The 16,470-nt window shown below is 73.4% G+C and carries 10 protein-coding genes, 1 tRNA gene and 1 riboswitch; of the genes, 6 read left to right on the plus strand and 5 right to left on the minus strand.

From position 1 onward, the window contains the following. Positions 1-25 precede the first annotated feature (25 nt). Positions 26-1,177, minus strand: a complete 1,152-nt coding sequence (locus ACLF3M_RS22920; protein WP_430659308.1) for an amidohydrolase — start codon at positions 1,175-1,177, stop codon at positions 26-28. 45 nt (positions 1,178-1,222) lie between these two features. Here ACLF3M_RS22920 and ACLF3M_RS22925 point away from each other — a divergent pair, with 45 nt between their 5' ends. Beyond that, entirely contained in the window at positions 1,223-3,046 is a 1,824-nt protein-coding gene (locus ACLF3M_RS22925; RefSeq protein ID WP_430659309.1) for an autotransporter assembly complex protein TamA, read from the plus strand. Positions 3,047-3,053: 7 nt separating this feature from the next. Beyond that, entirely contained in the window at positions 3,054-6,854 is a 3,801-nt protein-coding gene (locus tag ACLF3M_RS22930; protein WP_430659310.1) for a translocation/assembly module TamB domain-containing protein, read from the plus strand. Position 6,855: 1 nt separating this feature from the next. On the opposite strand, the gene tmk is transcribed toward ACLF3M_RS22930, so the two are convergent. The 4 genes from tmk to ACLF3M_RS22950 are packed head-to-tail and all read right to left on the minus strand — an operon-like array spanning position 6,856 to position 10,586. Then, entirely contained in the window at positions 6,856-7,485 is a 630-nt protein-coding gene (gene tmk, locus ACLF3M_RS22935) for a dTMP kinase (protein WP_430659311.1), read from the minus strand. Positions 7,486-7,489: 4 nt separating this feature from the next. Continuing rightward, positions 7,490-8,695: a D-alanyl-D-alanine carboxypeptidase family protein gene (locus tag ACLF3M_RS22940; RefSeq protein ID WP_430659312.1), complete on the minus strand. Its 1,206-nt coding sequence runs from the start codon at positions 8,693-8,695 to the stop codon at positions 7,490-7,492. Positions 8,696-8,733: 38 nt separating this feature from the next. After that, complete coding sequence (locus ACLF3M_RS22945; RefSeq protein WP_430659313.1) at positions 8,734-9,612, minus strand: septal ring lytic transglycosylase RlpA family protein; 879 nt, start codon at positions 9,610-9,612, stop codon at positions 8,734-8,736. 8 nt (positions 9,613-9,620) lie between these two features. Further along, entirely contained in the window at positions 9,621-10,586 is a 966-nt protein-coding gene (locus ACLF3M_RS22950) for a lytic murein transglycosylase (RefSeq protein WP_430659314.1), read from the minus strand. Between the two features lie 150 nt (positions 10,587-10,736). Here ACLF3M_RS22950 and ACLF3M_RS22955 point away from each other — a divergent pair, with 150 nt between their 5' ends. The 4 genes from ACLF3M_RS22955 (at position 10,737) to ACLF3M_RS22970 (ending at position 16,330) form a co-directional block, all read left to right on the plus strand. After that, entirely contained in the window at positions 10,737-12,359 is a 1,623-nt protein-coding gene (locus tag ACLF3M_RS22955; protein ID WP_430659315.1) for an FAD-binding protein, read from the plus strand. A gap of 2 nt (positions 12,360-12,361) precedes the next feature. Then, positions 12,362-14,788, plus strand: a complete 2,427-nt coding sequence (locus ACLF3M_RS22960; protein WP_430659316.1) for an ATP-binding protein — start codon at positions 12,362-12,364, stop codon at positions 14,786-14,788. Beyond that, a tRNA-Ser gene (locus tag ACLF3M_RS22965) sits at positions 14,766-14,855 on the plus strand. Before ACLF3M_RS22960 ends, ACLF3M_RS22965 begins: the two co-directional genes overlap by 23 nt. Before the next feature lie 950 nt (positions 14,856-15,805). Next, positions 15,806-15,917, plus strand: a riboswitch (SAM-I-IV-variant riboswitch). A gap of 41 nt (positions 15,918-15,958) precedes the next feature. Next, positions 15,959-16,330 (plus strand): hypothetical protein, encoded by a 372-nt coding sequence (locus tag ACLF3M_RS22970; RefSeq protein ID WP_430659317.1) that lies wholly within the window; start codon positions 15,959-15,961, stop codon positions 16,328-16,330. Positions 16,331-16,470: the final 140 nt, after the last annotated feature.

Raw genomic sequence — 16,470 nt, forward strand, 5'->3', positions numbered from 1 at the left:
GCCTAAAATGCTAAAGTCGTAAAGTTCACCCCGCGCGGAGCGCCTTCTTCGCGACCTCGGCGAGGAAGCCGCTTGCGACCGGAAGGACCGCGTCGTTGAAGTCGTAGCCGGGGTGATGGAGTTCCCTGCCGTCCTCGGCCGGCCCGTTGCCGATCCACACAAAGGCGCCCGGTATCTTCTTGAGGAACCAGGAGAAATCCTCGCCCGTCATGGCCGGCTTCACGTCGCGCCGGACCGGGGCGACCAGCGCCCCGGCCTCGGCGGCCATCTCGCGGTCGGCGGGGTGGTTCGCGGTGACCTGCACGCCGGGGCCCCAGGACACCGCGGCCTGCACCCCGAAAGTCGCCGCCGTCCCCTGCCCGATGCGGTGCAGCGCCTCCTTGATCGACTCGCCCGCCGCGTCGTCGATCCAGCGCGCCGTGCCCTTCAACTTGACCCGGCGGGGGATCTGGTTCTGCGCCTCGCCGCCCTCGACCACCGTCACGGACACCACGCCGCCGGCCAGCGGGTCGAGATTGCGCGCCACCACGCTCTGCAGCGCCACGATGCAATGGCCCGCCGCCAGCATGGGATCGCGCGAGAGATGCGGCAGCGCGGCGTGGGAGGCATGGCCGTCGAAGACGATCTCGAAGCGCGTCCCGGCCGCCATCACCGCCTTCTCGTGCACGGCGATGGTGCCCGCGGGCAGGCCGGGCCAGTTGTGCCAGCCGAAGATGCGCTCCATCGGGAAGCGTTCGAAGAGCCCGTCGGCGATCATCGCCAGCGCCCCGCCGCCGCCTTCCTCCGCGGGCTGGAACACCAGGCGCACCGTGCCGTTCCAGGCGGTGTCGTCCAGCAGCAGCTTCGCCGCGCCCAGCAGCGCGGTCGTATGCCCGTCATGCCCGCAGGCATGCATCACGCCGGGAACCGTGGAGCGCCAGGGCAGGTCGGTGTTCGCCTCCTCGATCGGCAGCGCGTCCATGTCGCCGCGCAGCCCGACGCTGCGGTTACTGTCGCCGCGCCGAAGCGTTGCGACCACGCCATGGCCGCCAACGCCCTCCGCGATCTCCGCAACGCCCATCTCGCGCAACTTCCGCACCACGAAGGCTGCCGTGCCTTCCTCGCGCAGGGTGAGGCCGGGATTGGCATGCAGGTGGCGACGCCAGGCGGTGAGCGTCTCGGCGAGGCTGTCATCCATGCCATCAGTGGTAGCCCTTCCGCGCGTCAGGCTCCATACCCTGGCATGATGCTGCGCCCGGCGATCCTGGCCCTGCTGCTGCTGCTCGCCTGTCCCGTGGCGGCGCAGGAGCTCGACTATGCCACCACGCTGGTCCCCACGGGGGAGGGCGGGCTCGATACGAAGCTGCGCGATGCCTCGCAATTGATCGCCCTCGCGCGCGACGCCCCGGTGGATGCCAATGGCCTGGTCGCCCGCGCCGAGGCCGATCCGCGCCGGCTCGAGGAGGTGCTGCGGTCGGAGGGCTGGTGGGCCCCACGCATCACGGTGACGATCGCCGGCGAGCCCGCCGGCACCCCGGGCCTGGCGGAGCGGCTCGCCGGCCGTGCCCCGGTGCCGGTCGAGATCCGGGTGGATCCCGGCCCGCGCTACACGCTGCGGCGCATCGCCGTCCGCCCCGCGACCGAGGCCGACGCCGCCGCGCTCGCCCGCCTTCCCGAGCCCGCCGGCCTCCGCCCCGGCGAGCCCGCCCGGGCCGACGCCGTGCTGGATGCCGAGGCCGCGCTGAAGGACGACCTGCTGCGCGCCGGCCATCCGCTGGCGGCCGTGGCCGACCGCGAGGTGGTCGTGGACCACGACGCGCAGAGGATGGACGTCATCTGGACGCTGGCGCCCGGCCCGCGCGCGGATTTCGCGCGCCCGACCGTGGAGGGCGACACCCAGGTCAACCGCGCGCTGATCGAGCGCGTGGCGGCGGCGCGGTTGGAAGGCCAGCCCTACTCGCCGCAGCGACTGGAACGCGCGCGGCGCGACGTGCAGGCGCTCGGCGCCTTCGACGCGGTGCGCGCCCGCGCGGCCGACCGGCTGGACGAGGCGGGGCGGCTGCCCACCACCTTCTCCGTCACCGATCGCCCCCGCAACGCCGCCGGCATCAACCTGGCCTACGAGACGAGCTTCGGCGCCTCCGCCCGCACCTACTACGAACGCCGCAACCTCTTCGGCAATGCGGAGACGCTGCGCCTGGAGGCCGAGATCTCCCGCATCGGGGAAGGCGGGATCGCCACCGCCAACTACCGCGTCGGCGCCAACCTGCGTCGCCCCGGCCTCTTCGACGGCCAGACCGCTGTCGTCGCCGACACCTATGTCACGCGCGAAAGGCTGGAGGCCTATGACCGCGACGCCTTCGTCGTTTCCCTGATTTTCGAGCGCCGGCTCGGCGAGCGCTGGCTGCTGCGCGCCGGCCCGATCTTCGAGACCGGACGCATCGGCCTGACCGAGGACACGCTGTCGCCCTACACGCTGGCCGGCCTGGTCACCGCGGCGCGTTACGACAACACGAACTCGCTGCTCGATCCCACGCGGGGCTGGCGGCTCGATCTCGCCGCGACGCCCTATGCCGATCTCGCCGATGGCGGCGGCTTCGTGCGGATGCAGGGCACGGCGCGGACCTACCTCGACATCACCGGCGGCGGGGGCTCGGTCGTCGCGCTGCGCGGCTCCGTCGGCAGCGTGGTCGGCGACACCGCCAACATCCCGCTGGACAAGCGCTTCTATGCCGGCGGCGGCGGCTCGGTGCGCGGCTACACCTACCAGTCCATCGGGCCGCGCAATGCCGCGAACCAGCCGACCGGCGGCCTGAGCCTGGTCGAGGCGTCCTTCGAACTCCGCCAGCGCATCAGCGGGCCGATCGGGCTGGTCGGCTTCCTCGACGCGGGCTCCGTGACGAACCGCGAAGCGCCGAGCCTGCAGGACATGCGCTACGGCGCGGGCCTCGGCTTCCGCTACGCGACCGCGATCGGGCCGCTGCGCCTCGATGTCGGCGTGCCGCTCAACCCGCAGCCTGGCGATGCCAGCTACGCCTTCTATGTCGGCCTCGGCCAGGCCTTCTGAGCGGCGCATGCGCCGCCTCGCCACGCTGCTCGGCGTGGTGCTGCTGCTGCCGGTGCTGCTGCTCGCCGGCGTGCTGGTCGGCGCCAATACCGCGCCGGGGCGGGACGCGATCGCGCGTCTCGCCATGTCCTTCGTGCCGGGGCTGACGATCGAGGGGCTGCAGGGTCCCCTGCCCGGCCGCCCCGGCGTCACGCGCGTCACCATGGCCGACGAGCGCGGCGTCTGGCTGGAACTCGAGGATGCGCGCATCGCCTGGGACCCGCGCGCGCTGCTGCGCGGCGCGCTGCAGGTCGAGACTATCGCCGCGCGCCGCGTCGCGCTGCATCGCCTGCCGGAGGGCGAGGCTCCCGCGGAGCCCTCGCCGCCCGGCCCGCTGATCCCGCAGATCCCCCGGCTGCCGCTGGCGCTGCGTGTCGATCGCCTGGATGTCGGCGCGATCGAGATCGGCGAAGCCGTCGCCGGCGTGCCGCTCGCGCTCCGCCTCGCCGGGAGCGCGGCGCTGGATGCCGAGGGCGTCACCGCGACGCTGGACGCGGCGTCGCTGCAGGGCGCGACCTCGCTGGCGCTCGATGCGACGCTACGCCCGGCGACCGGCCGGCTGACCGCGCACGCGACGCTGCGCGGCGAGGCCGGCGGGCCGCTGTCGCGACTGGCGGGGCTCGACGAGCGGCCGCTGTCGCTCGATCTCTCGCTGGACGGCCCGGCGGAGAACGCGGCGCTCGCGCTGAAGGCGTCGGCCGGCGACGGGCTTGGCGCCGACATCGCCGGCACGGTCTCCGCGCCCGACACCTCGCGTTACGCCGCGCGGATCGAAGGCCGCGTGGACGCGTCGGGGCTGCTGGACGCGACGCTCGCGCCGCTCGCCGGGCCGCTCGATGTCGCGCTGGAGGCGTCGCGCAGTGCCGACGGCCTGGTCACGCTGCGCAGGCTGCGCGTCGCGGGGCGCGCCGGCACGGTGGAGGCCAGCGGCACGCTCGATGCCGAGCGCGACCGCAACGCGCTGACTGCGCGCCTGTCGCTGGCGCCGTCCGCGACCTTCGGCGCCCTGGTCCCCGATGTCGCCGCCTGGGACGCGGTGGAGGCGGAGGTGCGCCTCACCGGCCGGCTCGACGCGCCGCGCCTCGCGCTCGATGCCGCGCCGACCGCCTTCCGCTCCTCCAGCCCACAGGTCGCGGCCCTGCTCGGCGCCTCGCCGCGCATGACGCTGCGCGCGGCGCTGCCCGACCGCCTCGAGCGCGCCGAGGTCACGGGCCAGGCGCTGCGCGCGGAGGCCGCGGGCCGCGTCGGCGACACGCTCGACGTGACCTTCTCCGCCGACATCGCCGCGCCGGACCGCGCCGTGCCGAACCTCTCCGGCGCGCTCGCGCTGCGCGGCACCGCGCGCGGCGCGATGGCCGACCCGACGCTCACGCTGTCGCTGCGGTCGGAGAAGCTGGAGATCCCCGGCCTGGCCGTCGAGGCGCTGGCGCTCGACGCGCGCATCGCCAATCCCGCGACGCGGCCCGACATCGAGGCGAGCGGGACCGGCCGGCTCGACGACCTGCCGCTGGACATCGCGGTGCGCGCGACGCCGGAGGCCGATGGCTGGATCACTCTGCGGGAGGCGCTGCTGCGCCTCGGCCCGGCGAAGCTCGACGCCACCGGGCGCGTGGACCCCGCGGGGCTGCGCGCGGAAGGCAGCGCGAAGCTGGAGGTTGCGGACCTCGCGCCCTTCGCGCGCCTGGCCGGGCGGCCGCTCGCCGGCAGCATCCGGCTGGAAGCGCGCGGCGAGCTGCGCGACGGCGTGCAGGCGGTCAACGCCGTGCTCGACGTGCCGCGCCTGGCGGCGGAGGGCGTCACCGCGCGCGATGTCAAGGCCCATGTCGAGGGCACGCTGGATGCGCTGGACTTCACGCTCTCCGGCACGGCGCAGGACGTCACGGCGGAAGCGCGCGGCAGGGTGACGCAGCAGAACGGCGCGCGGCGCCTCGACCTCGCCGCGCTGCGCGCGACCGGCTTCAACGAGACGGTGCGGCTGGCCTCGCCCGCCACCGTCACGCTGAAGCCGGACGGCGCGGTCGAGATCGGGATGACGACCATCGCCCTGCCCCGCAGCGGCACGCTGCGCGCGGAAGGACGCTGGGGGCCCGGGACCGCCGACATCCGCGCGACGCTCTCGGCCCTCGACCTCGCCGCCTTCGCCGCGCTGATCCCCGAGGCGCAGCCCGCCGGCACGATCACCGGCGAGTTCCGCGTCACCGGTCCCACGGCATCGCCCGAGGTCACCGCCACTCTGCGCGGCACGGGCCTGCGCAGCGGCAACCCCGCCGCTCGCGGCCTGCCCGCGGGCGAGCTGCGCCTGGAAGCGAAGCGCGCCGGCGACGGTGCCGTCACCGCTGCCATGAACCTCACCATCGGCCCGCAACAGCGCCTGGCCGCGACCGCGCGCTTCCCGCGCGGGCCCTCCGCGGCCGCGCCCTTCGAGGCGACGCTGGACGGCAATCTCGACCTCGGCCCACTGACATCGCCGCTGCTCGCCGCCGGCGCGGACCGCGTGACCGGGCGCCTCGTGCTCGGGCTGCGCGCGAACGGCACGCCCGCGGCACCGAACTTCGGCGGCGACGCGCGGCTCGCGCAGGGCAGCTACCGCAACGCCGTGACGGGCGTCGCGGTCACCGACCTCTCCGGCACGCTGCGGCCGGACGGGCCGCGGCTCAGGCTCGACCTGAATGGCCGCACGACCGGCGAAGGGCGGCTGGCGCTCGCGGGCTCGGTGGAACCGCTCGCGCCGTTCCTGCCCGTTGACATCCAGCTCACCGCGACGAATGCGCAGCCCGTCTCGTCGGACATCGTGCGCGCCACGGTGGATGCCGATCTTCGCCTGGCCGGGCGCGTGCTGCAGGACGCCAGGCTGGCCGGGACGGTGCGCATACGCCGCGCCGAGATCCGCGTGCCGGAGAAGCTCGGCGGCGGCACGCGCACGCTCGAGCCCGTCATCCAGCGCGGGACGCCGCGCAACGGCGCGACGATCATCGCCGATCCCGCGCCCGCGGCGGCCGATCCGGGCGCCGGCCCGCCGGTCGCGCTCGCGATCGCGGTGGAGGCGGACCGCCAGGTCTATGTGCGAGGACGCGGGCTCGATGCGGAGCTCGGCGGTAAGCTCGACATCGGCGGCACCGTCGCGGCGCCGCAGATCACCGGGCAGCTCGCCATGCGTCGCGGCGACATCGCGGTGGTCGGGCGGCGCCTGACCTTCGATCGCGGGCGGCTCGACTGGCATGGCGGCGTGATCCCCGACCTCGATTTCCGCGCGACCAGCCAGGCCGGCCAGGTCAGCGCGCGCGTCGAGGTGACGGGTCCCGCGACGCAGCCGGTGATCGCCTTCAGCTCGACGCCCGAACTGCCGCAGGACGAGATCCTGGCGCGCCTGCTGTTCGACCGGCCGCTGCGCGACCTCTCGCCGCTGGAGATCGCGCAGATCGCGGCGGCCGCGGCGGGTGCGACGGGCCTGCCGGGCGGCGATGCCGCGACCGGGTTCCTGGATCGGCTGCGCCAGGGCTTCGGCCTCGATCGCCTGGCCGTCGGCGGCAACAACGAGAGCGCGGGTCGCAACAGCACGCAGGAGGAACGCGCCGGCGCGACGCTGGAGGCCGGGCGCTATGTCGCGGACGGCGTCTATGTCGGGGTGAAGCAGGGCACGCAGCCCGGTTCGAGCAGCGTCGGCGTGCGCGTGGACCTCACGCCGCGGATGCGGCTGGAGGCCGAGACCGGCGACAGCAGCCGCGGGAATCGCGTGGGGCTGAACTGGGAATGGCAGTGGGGCCGGTAGGTCAGCCCAGGCGCACCGCGACTTCCTTCACGACATCGGCGAACACCGCATCGGCATCGCGGCTCGCATCCAGCACCACGCAGCGCGCGGGCTCCGCGGCCGCGATCGCGAGGAAGCCCGCGCGGACCCGTGCATGGAAGCCGGCATCCAGCCGTTCGTAGCGGTCCGCCGCCACACCGCGCGACGCGGCGCGCGCCATGCCGGCCTCGGGCGGCAGGTCGAGGATCAGCGTCAGGTCGGGCGTGAGGCCCTCCAGCGCGAGGTCCGCGAGCCGGCGATAGACCTCGCCCGGCACGCCCTGGCCATGGCACTGGTAGGCCCGCGTGGAATCCGCGAAGCGGTCGGAGATCACCCACATGCCCGCGTCGAGTGCCGGGCGGATGGTGGCAACGACATGCTCGCGGCGCGCGGCGAACATCAGCATCGCCTCGGCGATGGGGTCGAAGCCCTGGCCGTTGAGCAGCACGGCGCGGATCGCCTCGGCGCCGGCGGAGCCGCCGGGCTCGCGGGTGAGCACCACGGGGACGCCGCGTTCCGACAAGTGCGCGGCGAGCCGGCGCACCTGGGTGGACTTGCCGCCGCCCTCGCCGCCCTCGAAGGTGATGAAGCGGCCGCGCGCGGCGGCGCTCATGCGCTCACGACCCGAACCAGCGCCCGATCACCGCGGGGATGCGCGGCAGCAGGCCGAGGCGGTCCACATCGGCGCCGGCGATCAGCGCGACCTCCATCTCCGGCACGCCCTGGCCCGAAATCATGAGCCTGCCGAGCTCCTGCCCCTTCGCGACCGGCGCCGGCACCGGGCTGTCGTAGCGCACGCGGGCCTGGATGCCGCGCCGCCACTGCCTGGGCAGCGTGACGATCAGGTCCCTCCCCGCGACCAGCGGCACGCTCGGCCGCTCACCCAGATAGACCGGCACCTCCTCCACCGTCTCGGCGGAGCGGAACAGCACGACGTTGTCGAACTCGCGGAAGCCCCATTCCAGCAGGCGCTCGCTCTCCTCGGCGCGGGCGCGCATGGTCGGCAGGCCATTGATCACGAGGATCAGCCGCCGCCCGCCGCGCACCGCGCTGGCGGTCAGGCCATAGCCCGCTTCCTCGGTATGGCCGGTCTTGAGCCCGTCGGCGCCGGCGACGCGCGACAGCGTGGGGTTCCGGTTCTCCTGCGTGATGTCGTTGTAGCGGAAGCTGCGCTCGTTGTAGATCCGGTAGTATTCCGCGTGGTCGAGGATGATGCGCCGCGCCAGCGTCGCGAGGTCGCGCGCGGTGACGCGATGCTCGGGGTCGGGCCAGCCCGTCGAGTTGCGGAAGGTGCTGTTGCGCAGCCCGATGCGGCGGCCCGTCTCGTTCATGAGGTCGGCGAATTGCTGCTCCGACCCGCTGATCCCCTCGGCCAGCACGATGCAGGCGTCGTTGCCGGACTGCACGATCACGCCGCGGACCAGGTTCTCCACGCTGACCTGGGTGCCGATCTGGACGAACATCTTGGACCCGCCCATGCGCCAGGCGCGCTCGCTGACCGGCATGGTCTGGTCCATGCGCAGCCGGCCGGCCTTCAGCAGGTCGAAGACGACATACATCGTCATCAGCTTCGACATGGACGACGGCGGCATCCGCTCATCCGCGTTCTTGGACAGCAGGACGGCGTCGGTGTCGAAGTCCACCAGCAGCGCCTGGCGCGCGACGGTGTCCACCGGGCCGAGCGGGGTCTGGGACGGCGTCATGGGCGGGCCGGCGGGCTGGCGCTGCGGACGCGCCTGCTGCTGCGGCGGGCGCGGCTGGGCAAGGGCGGGGGCGGCCACGGTCACCCCGGCGGCGGACAGCATCAGGTCTCGACGGCGCATGGTGCCCCCCTTCCCGGCGCGTCCGCGACTCCGCGGCCTCACTCCACCAGGATGCGGGCCTCGGATACGCCGGCGCGCAGCGTCCGCTCAAGCGTGCGGTCAGCCTCCGTTACATTTTGCAGGGGCCCGATCCGCACGCGGAAGGACTGCCGCCCCGGCGGGCCGAAGGCCTCCACCCCGCCGCCGACCCGCGCGGCCTGCTGGTCGGCCAGGGCGCGGGTGCTGAAGGTCGCGGTCTCGATGAAGAGCCGCCCGGGCTGCGGCGCGCCGCGCGTGACGCGTTCGGGCAGCCGGTCGGGCACCGCGGAGGCGGCTGGCCCCGCCGCCGCGGCGGCCGGGCCGGCCGAGGGCAGCGGGCGGGCCTGTCGGACCGACGCGGCCTGGCTGGCGCCAGGCGGCGGGGCGAGGTCCTCCCGCATCACGGCGCCGACCGGGGCGGCCGCGACCTGCACGCGCGGCGCCTCGGGGTTCGGCAGGTTGCCGGCGAGGGCGCGGCTCGCCTCCGGCACGACGGCGATGCGGACCTGCGCGGCGCCGCGGATCTGCAGCAACTCGGCCGCCCGGCGTGAAAGGTCGATGACGCGTCCCGGATTGGCGGGGCCGCGGTCGTTCACGCGCACCTCGGTCTCGAGCCCGTTCTCGAGGTTGGTCACCCTGACCACCGCCGGCAATTGCAGGGTCCGGTGGGCCGCCATCATGGCCGAGGCGTCCCAGCTCTCGCCATTCGCGGTCCGGCGTCCGTCCGGCGTGGCCGCGACGCTGGCCAGCCCCGTCTGCACCAGCGCGAAATCCTCGCGCGGATAGGACCAGGTGCCGGCGAGCTGGTAGGGGCTGCCGACGAGGTAGCGCGGCGGCGGGCCGCCCTGCTGCGCGCAGCCCGCCAGCACGAGCAGGAGAAGCGCCGCCCGGACGCGCATCGTCGCGCTCAGGCGACCCGGTCGGACAGCAGGCCGACGGCCAGCGCATAGAAGTTGGACGGGTTGTAGCGCCGGATGACGTTAAAGTTCGGGTAGATCACGAAGGCCTGGCCGCCCGGTGCGCCCGGGATGATGATGGCGGCCTCGATGTCGAGCCCCGGCAACGCCGAGCCGTCGGGCCGCCGCACGCCCATGCGCACCCAGTCGCGCAGCGGCCTGGTGTTCTCGCGCCGCGCATCCTCTTGATTGAAGCCGGCGGGCAGTACGACCTCGCGGCCCCAGGGCTCATCCTCCCGCCAGCCCGAGCGGGCGAGGTAATTGGCGATGGAAGCGAGCGCGTCGGGGATCGAGCCCCATATGTCGCGCCTTCCGTCGCCGTCCATGTCCACGGCCAGCCGGTCGAAGTTGGACGGCATGAACTGCGGATGCCCCATCGCGCCGGCCCAGGAGCCGCGCATCCGCTCCGGCGTGACGTGCCCGCCCTGCAGGATGCGCAGCGCGGCCAGCAGCTCGGCGCGGAAATAGGCCGACCGCCGCCCGTCCCAGGCGAGCGTCGCGAGGGATTCGATGATGTTGAAGTTGCCGGTGAAGCCGCCGTAGTTGGTCTCGAGCCCCCAGATCGCGACGACCACGCGGGCCGAGACGCGGAAGCGCGCCTGCACGGCTTCCAGCGTCGCGCGGTTCTCGGCGAAGGCGCGGCGGCCGCCGTCGATGCGGGCCTGCGAAAGGCGGGCGTCGCGGTACTGTTCCCAGGTCTGGGTGAATTCCGGCTGGCGGCGGTCGAGCTCCAGCACGCGCTCGTTCGGGCGCAGCCCGTTCAGGGCGCGGTTCAGGATGGCGTCGGACACGCCCTGCCGGCGCGCCTCGGCGCGGACGCCTTGGAGGAAGGCATCGAAGCTCTGCGTGGCGGCCATGGCCGGCGGCGCCAGCAAGGCGATCGTGGCGGAGACGGCGAGTCGCCGGGTCAGGACCATGCGCGTGGGATGCCACAGCCGGGGCGGAGGGGGCAAACGCAGAGGGGTCGCCACCCCTTGTAGCCGGCGCGGTCGCAGGCAAGTGTTGCGGCGCCGCAAGCGAAGAGCAGCGGCCAGCGGCACGGCCGCGCCGCCAGAACGGGGGATACCATGCCGAAGGCCTATTCGCGGCGGCGCGTGCGCGACGCCGCCTTCTTCGAGGAAGTGGATCGCCGCGGCACCGGCGGGCTCGACCGCTTCGGCATCACCGCCGACACGCTGAAGAAGCTGAAGGCCGCGATCACCGGCCATGTCGTGCTGCCGGGCGACCCGACCTATGACCAGGACCGGCTGCTGTTCAACCCGGTCTTCAACCCGATGCCGAGCCTGATCGTGTTCTGCCTGTCAGAGCTCGACGTGGCGGTCGCGCTCGACCTCGCGCGTGCGGCGAGGCTGCCCTTCACGCTGCGCTCGGGCGGGCATTGCACGGCGGGCTTCTCCGCCGGATTCGGCATCCTCATCGACGTGAAGGGGATGGATGCCGTCCGCGTGGACACCGCGGCGATGCAGGCCGAGGTGGGTGCGGGCTGCGATTTCGGCAGGCTCAACAAGATCCTCGCGGCCTATGGGCTGCACGTCCCGGCCGGTGAGTGCGAGGATGTCTGCGTCGGCGGCTTCGTGCAGGGCGGCGGCCTCGGCTTCACCTCCACGACCTTCGGCATGAACTGCGACAACGTCGTCGCCATGCGCGTGCTGCTCGGCGACGGGCGCGTGGTCGTCGCGAACCCGACGACAAATCGCGACCTCTGGTGGGCGATGCGCGGCGGCACGGGCGGCAATTTCGGCGTGCTGCTCAGCGTGACCTACCGGCTCTATGCGCTCGGCGACGTCACGGGCTTCGCGCTGGCATGGAAGATGGAGACGGCGGAGGACATCGCCCGCGCCGCCGACGCGCTGATGCTGCTGCAGTCCCGCTACATGCGCGACAATCCCTATGGGCCGAAGCTGAACCTGCAGGCGCTGATGGTCTGGCAGAGCATCATCGATCCGAACCAGCCGCCATTGCCGAAGCCGGTCTGCGTGCTGACCATCCGCGGTCTCTGGATCGGCGATCCCGCCGCGGTGCCCGCGATCGCGGCACCGCTCCTCGCCCTGCCGGGCGCGGTGCATCAGTGGACGATGACGGGCGGCTACTCGGAGGTGCTCGACGCGCTGCTCGGCAATCCGCAGGACCAGCCGATCATCCCCGACGGGATGGGCATGCCGAACGAGGACAAGGCCTCGCGCTATGTCGCGAAGCCGCTCGACAAGGCGAAGTGGGTCGAGATCCTGACCTTCTTCACGGGCCAGGCCAACAACACCATGGCCTACATGTACCTCGAGCTCTATGGCGGCGCGATCGAGCGCTATCCCGCCGCGGACAGCGCCTTCGTGCACCGCGATGTGCTGTATAACGCGGTGCTGGACGTGTTCTGGTATGCGCCCAAGGACCGCCTGGCGGCCGAGGCCTTCCTGAACGGATGGACCCACCTCATGCAGACCGTCTGGAACGAAGGCGTCTACCAAAACTATGCCAGCATCAACGTCCCGGACTACACGCGGAACTACTGGGGCGATGCGGTGCAGGGCCTCGCCCTGGTGAAGCGGAAATACGATCCCGCCCGCTTCTTCGACTTCGCGCAGGCAGTGCCGCAACCCGGTGCCGAGGGCGCCCTGCCGCCGGGCCTGGCCGAGGCGCTGGCCAGGCCGATCGATCCGACGGGCGGCGCCATGCTGCGCCGGCCGGCGCTCTGACCTTGGCCGGCGCGCCGCCCCCGACGCCCTTCGTCGGCCGCGCCGCGGAACTCGCGCAGCTGCGGGCGGCGCTGGCGTGCGAGGCGGGGACGCCCGCGGCGCTGCTGATCCGGGGCGAGCCCGGCATCGGCAAGTCGCGCCTGATCGAGGAGGCGCTGGCTTCCCCGGCGCTGGAGCTGCACGCCTCGCCCTTCGCGACGCGCAGCCCCTTCCACACGATCCGCCTGGCGCTGGCGCGCGAGGCGGGACTGCGGCCCGAGGACGACGCTGCGGCGCGGCGCGCGAAGATCGAGACGCTGCTCGCCGCCACCGCCGGCGCCACGAAGGGCAATTTCGCGCTCGCCGCCGCGCTGCTCGAGGGCGACTCGGGCGAGGAAGCCGGCGCCCCGCCGCCGGGCGAGCGGGCGCAACTGATGCACCTGCTCGGCGAGATCCTCGGCACGCTCGGCGCGCGGCGCGGCGCGATCGTGGTCGAGGACGTGCAGTGGCTCGATCCCTCCAGCGCGGAGCTGATGCAGGGCCTGATGCCGCAGCTCGCCGCGCGCGGCGTCACGCTGCTCGCCACCGCCCTGCCCGGCCCCGTGCCGGCCTGGCTGGCGCCGCCCGCCGGCGCGGTGCTGCCGCTCGGCCGCCTCCACGCCGCCGCGCTCGAGGCGCTGGTCGCGGCCGTCGTCGGTGGGGCGACGCTGCCGCCCGAGGCGCTCGCCGCGCTGGCCGCCGGTTCGCAGGGCCTGCCGCTGCTCGCCGAGGAACTGGTGCGCGGCTACCTCGACGCCGGCGGCACCGGGCCGGTCTTTCCCACGCTGGACGAGGCGCTGCGGGCGCGGCTCGCGCCGCTGCCGCGCGGCGGGGCGCTGGCCGGCATCGCCGCAGCGATCGGCAGGAGCTTCCCGCGCGCCCTGCTCGCCGGCCTGTCCGGCCTGCCCGAAGCCGAGGCCGAGGCGGGGGTGGAGGAGCTGGTCGGCACGGGCATCCTCGCTCCCACCACCGGCCCCTTCGGGGACGCGCTGCGCTTCCGCCACACCCTCGTCCGCGACGCCATCTACCGCCTGCTGCCGGCCGAGGAGGCCGCGGCGCTGCACGCAAGCATCGCCGATACGCTGGAGGCCCGCTTCCCCGCCATCGCCCGCGCCCAGCCCCAGATGATGGCGATGCAGCGCCAGGCCGCCGGTGAGCCCGACAAGGCGGCGCTGGAATGGACCCGCGCCGGCCGCGACGCCTTCCGCCGCTCGGCCTATGCCGAGGCCGTGGGCTTCTTCCGCCAGGGGCTCGAGGCGACCGAGGCGACGGAGCCCGGCGCCGCGCGCGACGAGCGCGAGCTCGACCTCCGGCTCAGCCTGATCGGCGCGCTGATCTGCGCCGAGGGCTATCTGGCTGACGATGCGGGCGCCGAGACCGAACGCGCGGTCGCGCTCGCCGAGCGGCTGGGCGGCCCCGCGCGGCTGATGCCCGCGATGCAGGCACGCTGGGTGCAGCTCGGCGCCGCCAACAAGGTCCGTGCCAGCCGCGACTTCGCGCGCCATGTGCTGGCCGCCACGACGCTCGAGGAGGTCGAGCATCGCCTGGTGGCGCACCGCATGTGCGGGACCTCCTCGCTCTTCTATGGCGACCTGCACGATGCGCTCCGGCACTACCGCGCCTTCATGGCGCTGTTCGACCCCGCGCGGCACGCCGAGGCGATGCGCGGCAGCCATTCCGACCATACCGCCTTCGTCCTGCTGGGGCTGAGCGAGGTGCACACGCTGCGCGGCGAGACCGAGGATGCCGCGACCTGGCGCGAGAAGGCGCGCGATTGGACGCGTCAATCCGGCCGCGTGCACGACGAATGCCACGTTCTGGCCTTCGCGATCCTGCATGCCTGCCTGCTGCGGCGAGACACGGAGGCACGACGGCAGACCCGGCTGTTGGAAACGCTGACCGCCGCCCACGCGCTGCCCAACTGGATCGGCTACCGCGACCTCTTCGACGGCGTGCTGCTCTGCCGCGAGGGCGACAGCGCGTCCGGCCTGCCGATCGCCCGCCGCGGCGTCGAGGCGCTAGTCGCCGCGCGCGCCTTCGGGAGCTGGTGGTACCTGCTGCACGCCGAGGCCTGCCTCGGCGCCGGCGCCCTGGACGAGGCGGCGGAGACGCTGGCCCGTGTGCGCCCGATCATGGAGCTCGGCGATGTGCGCTTCGGCGGCGAGTATCACCGCCTGGCCGCGCGGCTGGTCCTGGCGCGCGGGGGCGACGCGACGGAGGCCGGGCGCGAGCTGATGGCGGGCCTGGCCCTGGCCGACCGGCAGGGCGCGACTCTGCTCTGCCAGGCGCTGAGCGAGGAGATCGCGGCGCTGCCGCCCGGCGCGGTGCCGCCGGCGCCGTCGGACTTGATGCGCGGTCCCGCCCGTGCGACCGCTGCCCCGCGGCGCTGGACGGGTGGCCGAGTGGTTTAAGGCAGCGGTCTTGAAAACCGCCGTGGGTGCAAGCCCACCGTGGGTTCGAATCCCACCCCGTCCGCCAGAAGCCTAGCGAAATCAATCCGTTAAATCCAGACACCCGCGAAGTCCACAAACGGGTCCACAACATAGCAGTTGAGTCGCGCATTGGTCCGCGCTGCAAGAAGGCCCCGCTGACCAGGGCAGAGGTCAGCGGGGCTGAGGGGAGCGCGCGGGCCTCCACCCGAAGCATCCGAGGACGAGCGCACAGTCGCTCTCCCGGCCCGCGAAACCGATACGCGGCAACACCGAGTCAGTTCGCATTCCGCAATCACCTGTGAAGGCCACCAAGGCACCGAGCCGCCGCGCAGGCGTTACGCTGGCGTGCCGCCGAAGCCCTGCACACTGCATGAGCGCTTCCGACGCGCGATCGAGAAGGAGCTGCGCCGCAGCAGCCTCGAGGCCTGGATGCGCACGCACCGCGCCGAGATGCGGGCGATGCTGAAAGGCGGCCAAATGGACTGGGAGGCTGCGGCGCGGCACTTCCATCGACATCTGCGGGCTCGGGTGCGCTCGCTAATGCCAGCGGCGCATGCACCGCTTCGGCCAAGTCGTCCGGCATGTCCACTGCCGGCTCATTGATGCCCGGTAGCGTCGGGAACACGACTTGCAGCCACCCCCGACGCTGGCGCCGCGCGACGGTTACAGCCAGCACCACTTGGCCAATCTGCACGTCAACAAGCACCACCGGCCGGCGGCGTTGTGCCGAGCCCTCGGGCACCCAGACGCGCAGGACAGAACATGCGTCGGCGCCCTCGCGCGCGCGGTTGGGGGCGCGCGCGTTTTTCGAAGTCTCAGGGTGTGGACGCCGCCGGCACCGCTCGGCGGCCGTACAGTCCCTCGGTCGAGGTGCAGGACATCCCCCCTTCATGAACTCCATAGGGGAGTTGTCCCGCACCTAGTCAGCAAGGCGAGCGAGGAACTGGCGGGCTGCGGCGTCGCCGTAGGCACAGCCGCATCTCCCTGCTAAACTAGGCATCGCATCGAGAGCCGGGGCGCGAGCCCCGCACCAACCTGCGCTTCGCAAGGTGGGTCCGCGAGACATCGCGGGATGTGGCCGACGAGATCGGCAACGAAGCGGGGCCTCTCCGCTCGCGATGCATGGCGTGCGGAGAGGGACCAGCGGCGATGATCGTGATGTCGAGTGTCTGGCAGGCGACGCCTGCGGTGCACGCCGGGCGTGTCGTCTGGCGGGTCGAGAAGAACCGCGAGGTGCGCGCGCGCGGCGGGGGCGTCGCGGCATGGCGCCTGTCGCAGGAGTTCGCGACGGCGGGCGAGGCGGCAGCGGTAGCCGCAGATCTCAACGGCCGGCAGCATGGGGCGCGAGGCGAGAGGATCTGCAGCATCACCGACGAGGCCGTCGCAATGCGCGATGCGCGATGGGCGGCCGAGGCCGAGGCCAGGAAGAGAGCGGACGAGCAGGCAGCGCGGGAACTGGAGGCGCGACGCGCGATTGTGCTTCGCAGGCGGAGGCGGCAGCGCCGGCGGTGGTGGGCTTGATGGCCGGCTACAGCGCGCTGTCCGTCACCTTGCTTCGCTTAGCCGGGTGTCCGCGCGAACGTGGATCACGGATTTCGGCCCGGGAGCACGCGACCCGCGACATCGGTCGTCTACGAGTTGAGGAAGATCGCCGTCGAGGG

The sequence above is a fragment of the Falsiroseomonas sp. HW251 genome, from assembly GCF_050563545.1.
Taxonomy (GTDB): Bacteria; Pseudomonadota; Alphaproteobacteria; order Acetobacterales; family Acetobacteraceae; genus Falsiroseomonas.

Coding starts and splice junctions, on each gene's coding strand:
- tmk (WP_430659311.1), bottom strand. CDS start 7,485: ATGAGCGCCGCCGCGCGCGGCCGCTTCATCACCTTCGAGGGCGGCGAG.
- ACLF3M_RS22940 (WP_430659312.1), bottom strand. CDS start 8,695: ATGCGCCGTCGAGACCTGATGCTGTCCGCCGCCGGGGTGACCGTGGCC.
- ACLF3M_RS22920 (WP_430659308.1), bottom strand. CDS start 1,177: ATGGATGACAGCCTCGCCGAGACGCTCACCGCCTGGCGTCGCCACCTG.
- ACLF3M_RS22945 (WP_430659313.1), bottom strand. CDS start 9,612: ATGCGCGTCCGGGCGGCGCTTCTCCTGCTCGTGCTGGCGGGCTGCGCG.
- ACLF3M_RS22970 (WP_430659317.1), top strand. CDS start 15,959: ATGATCGTGATGTCGAGTGTCTGGCAGGCGACGCCTGCGGTGCACGCC.
- ACLF3M_RS22930 (WP_430659310.1), top strand. CDS start 3,054: ATGCGCCGCCTCGCCACGCTGCTCGGCGTGGTGCTGCTGCTGCCGGTG.
- ACLF3M_RS22955 (WP_430659315.1), top strand. CDS start 10,737: ATGCCGAAGGCCTATTCGCGGCGGCGCGTGCGCGACGCCGCCTTCTTC.
- ACLF3M_RS22925 (WP_430659309.1), top strand. CDS start 1,223: ATGATGCTGCGCCCGGCGATCCTGGCCCTGCTGCTGCTGCTCGCCTGT.
- ACLF3M_RS22950 (WP_430659314.1), bottom strand. CDS start 10,586: ATGGTCCTGACCCGGCGACTCGCCGTCTCCGCCACGATCGCCTTGCTG.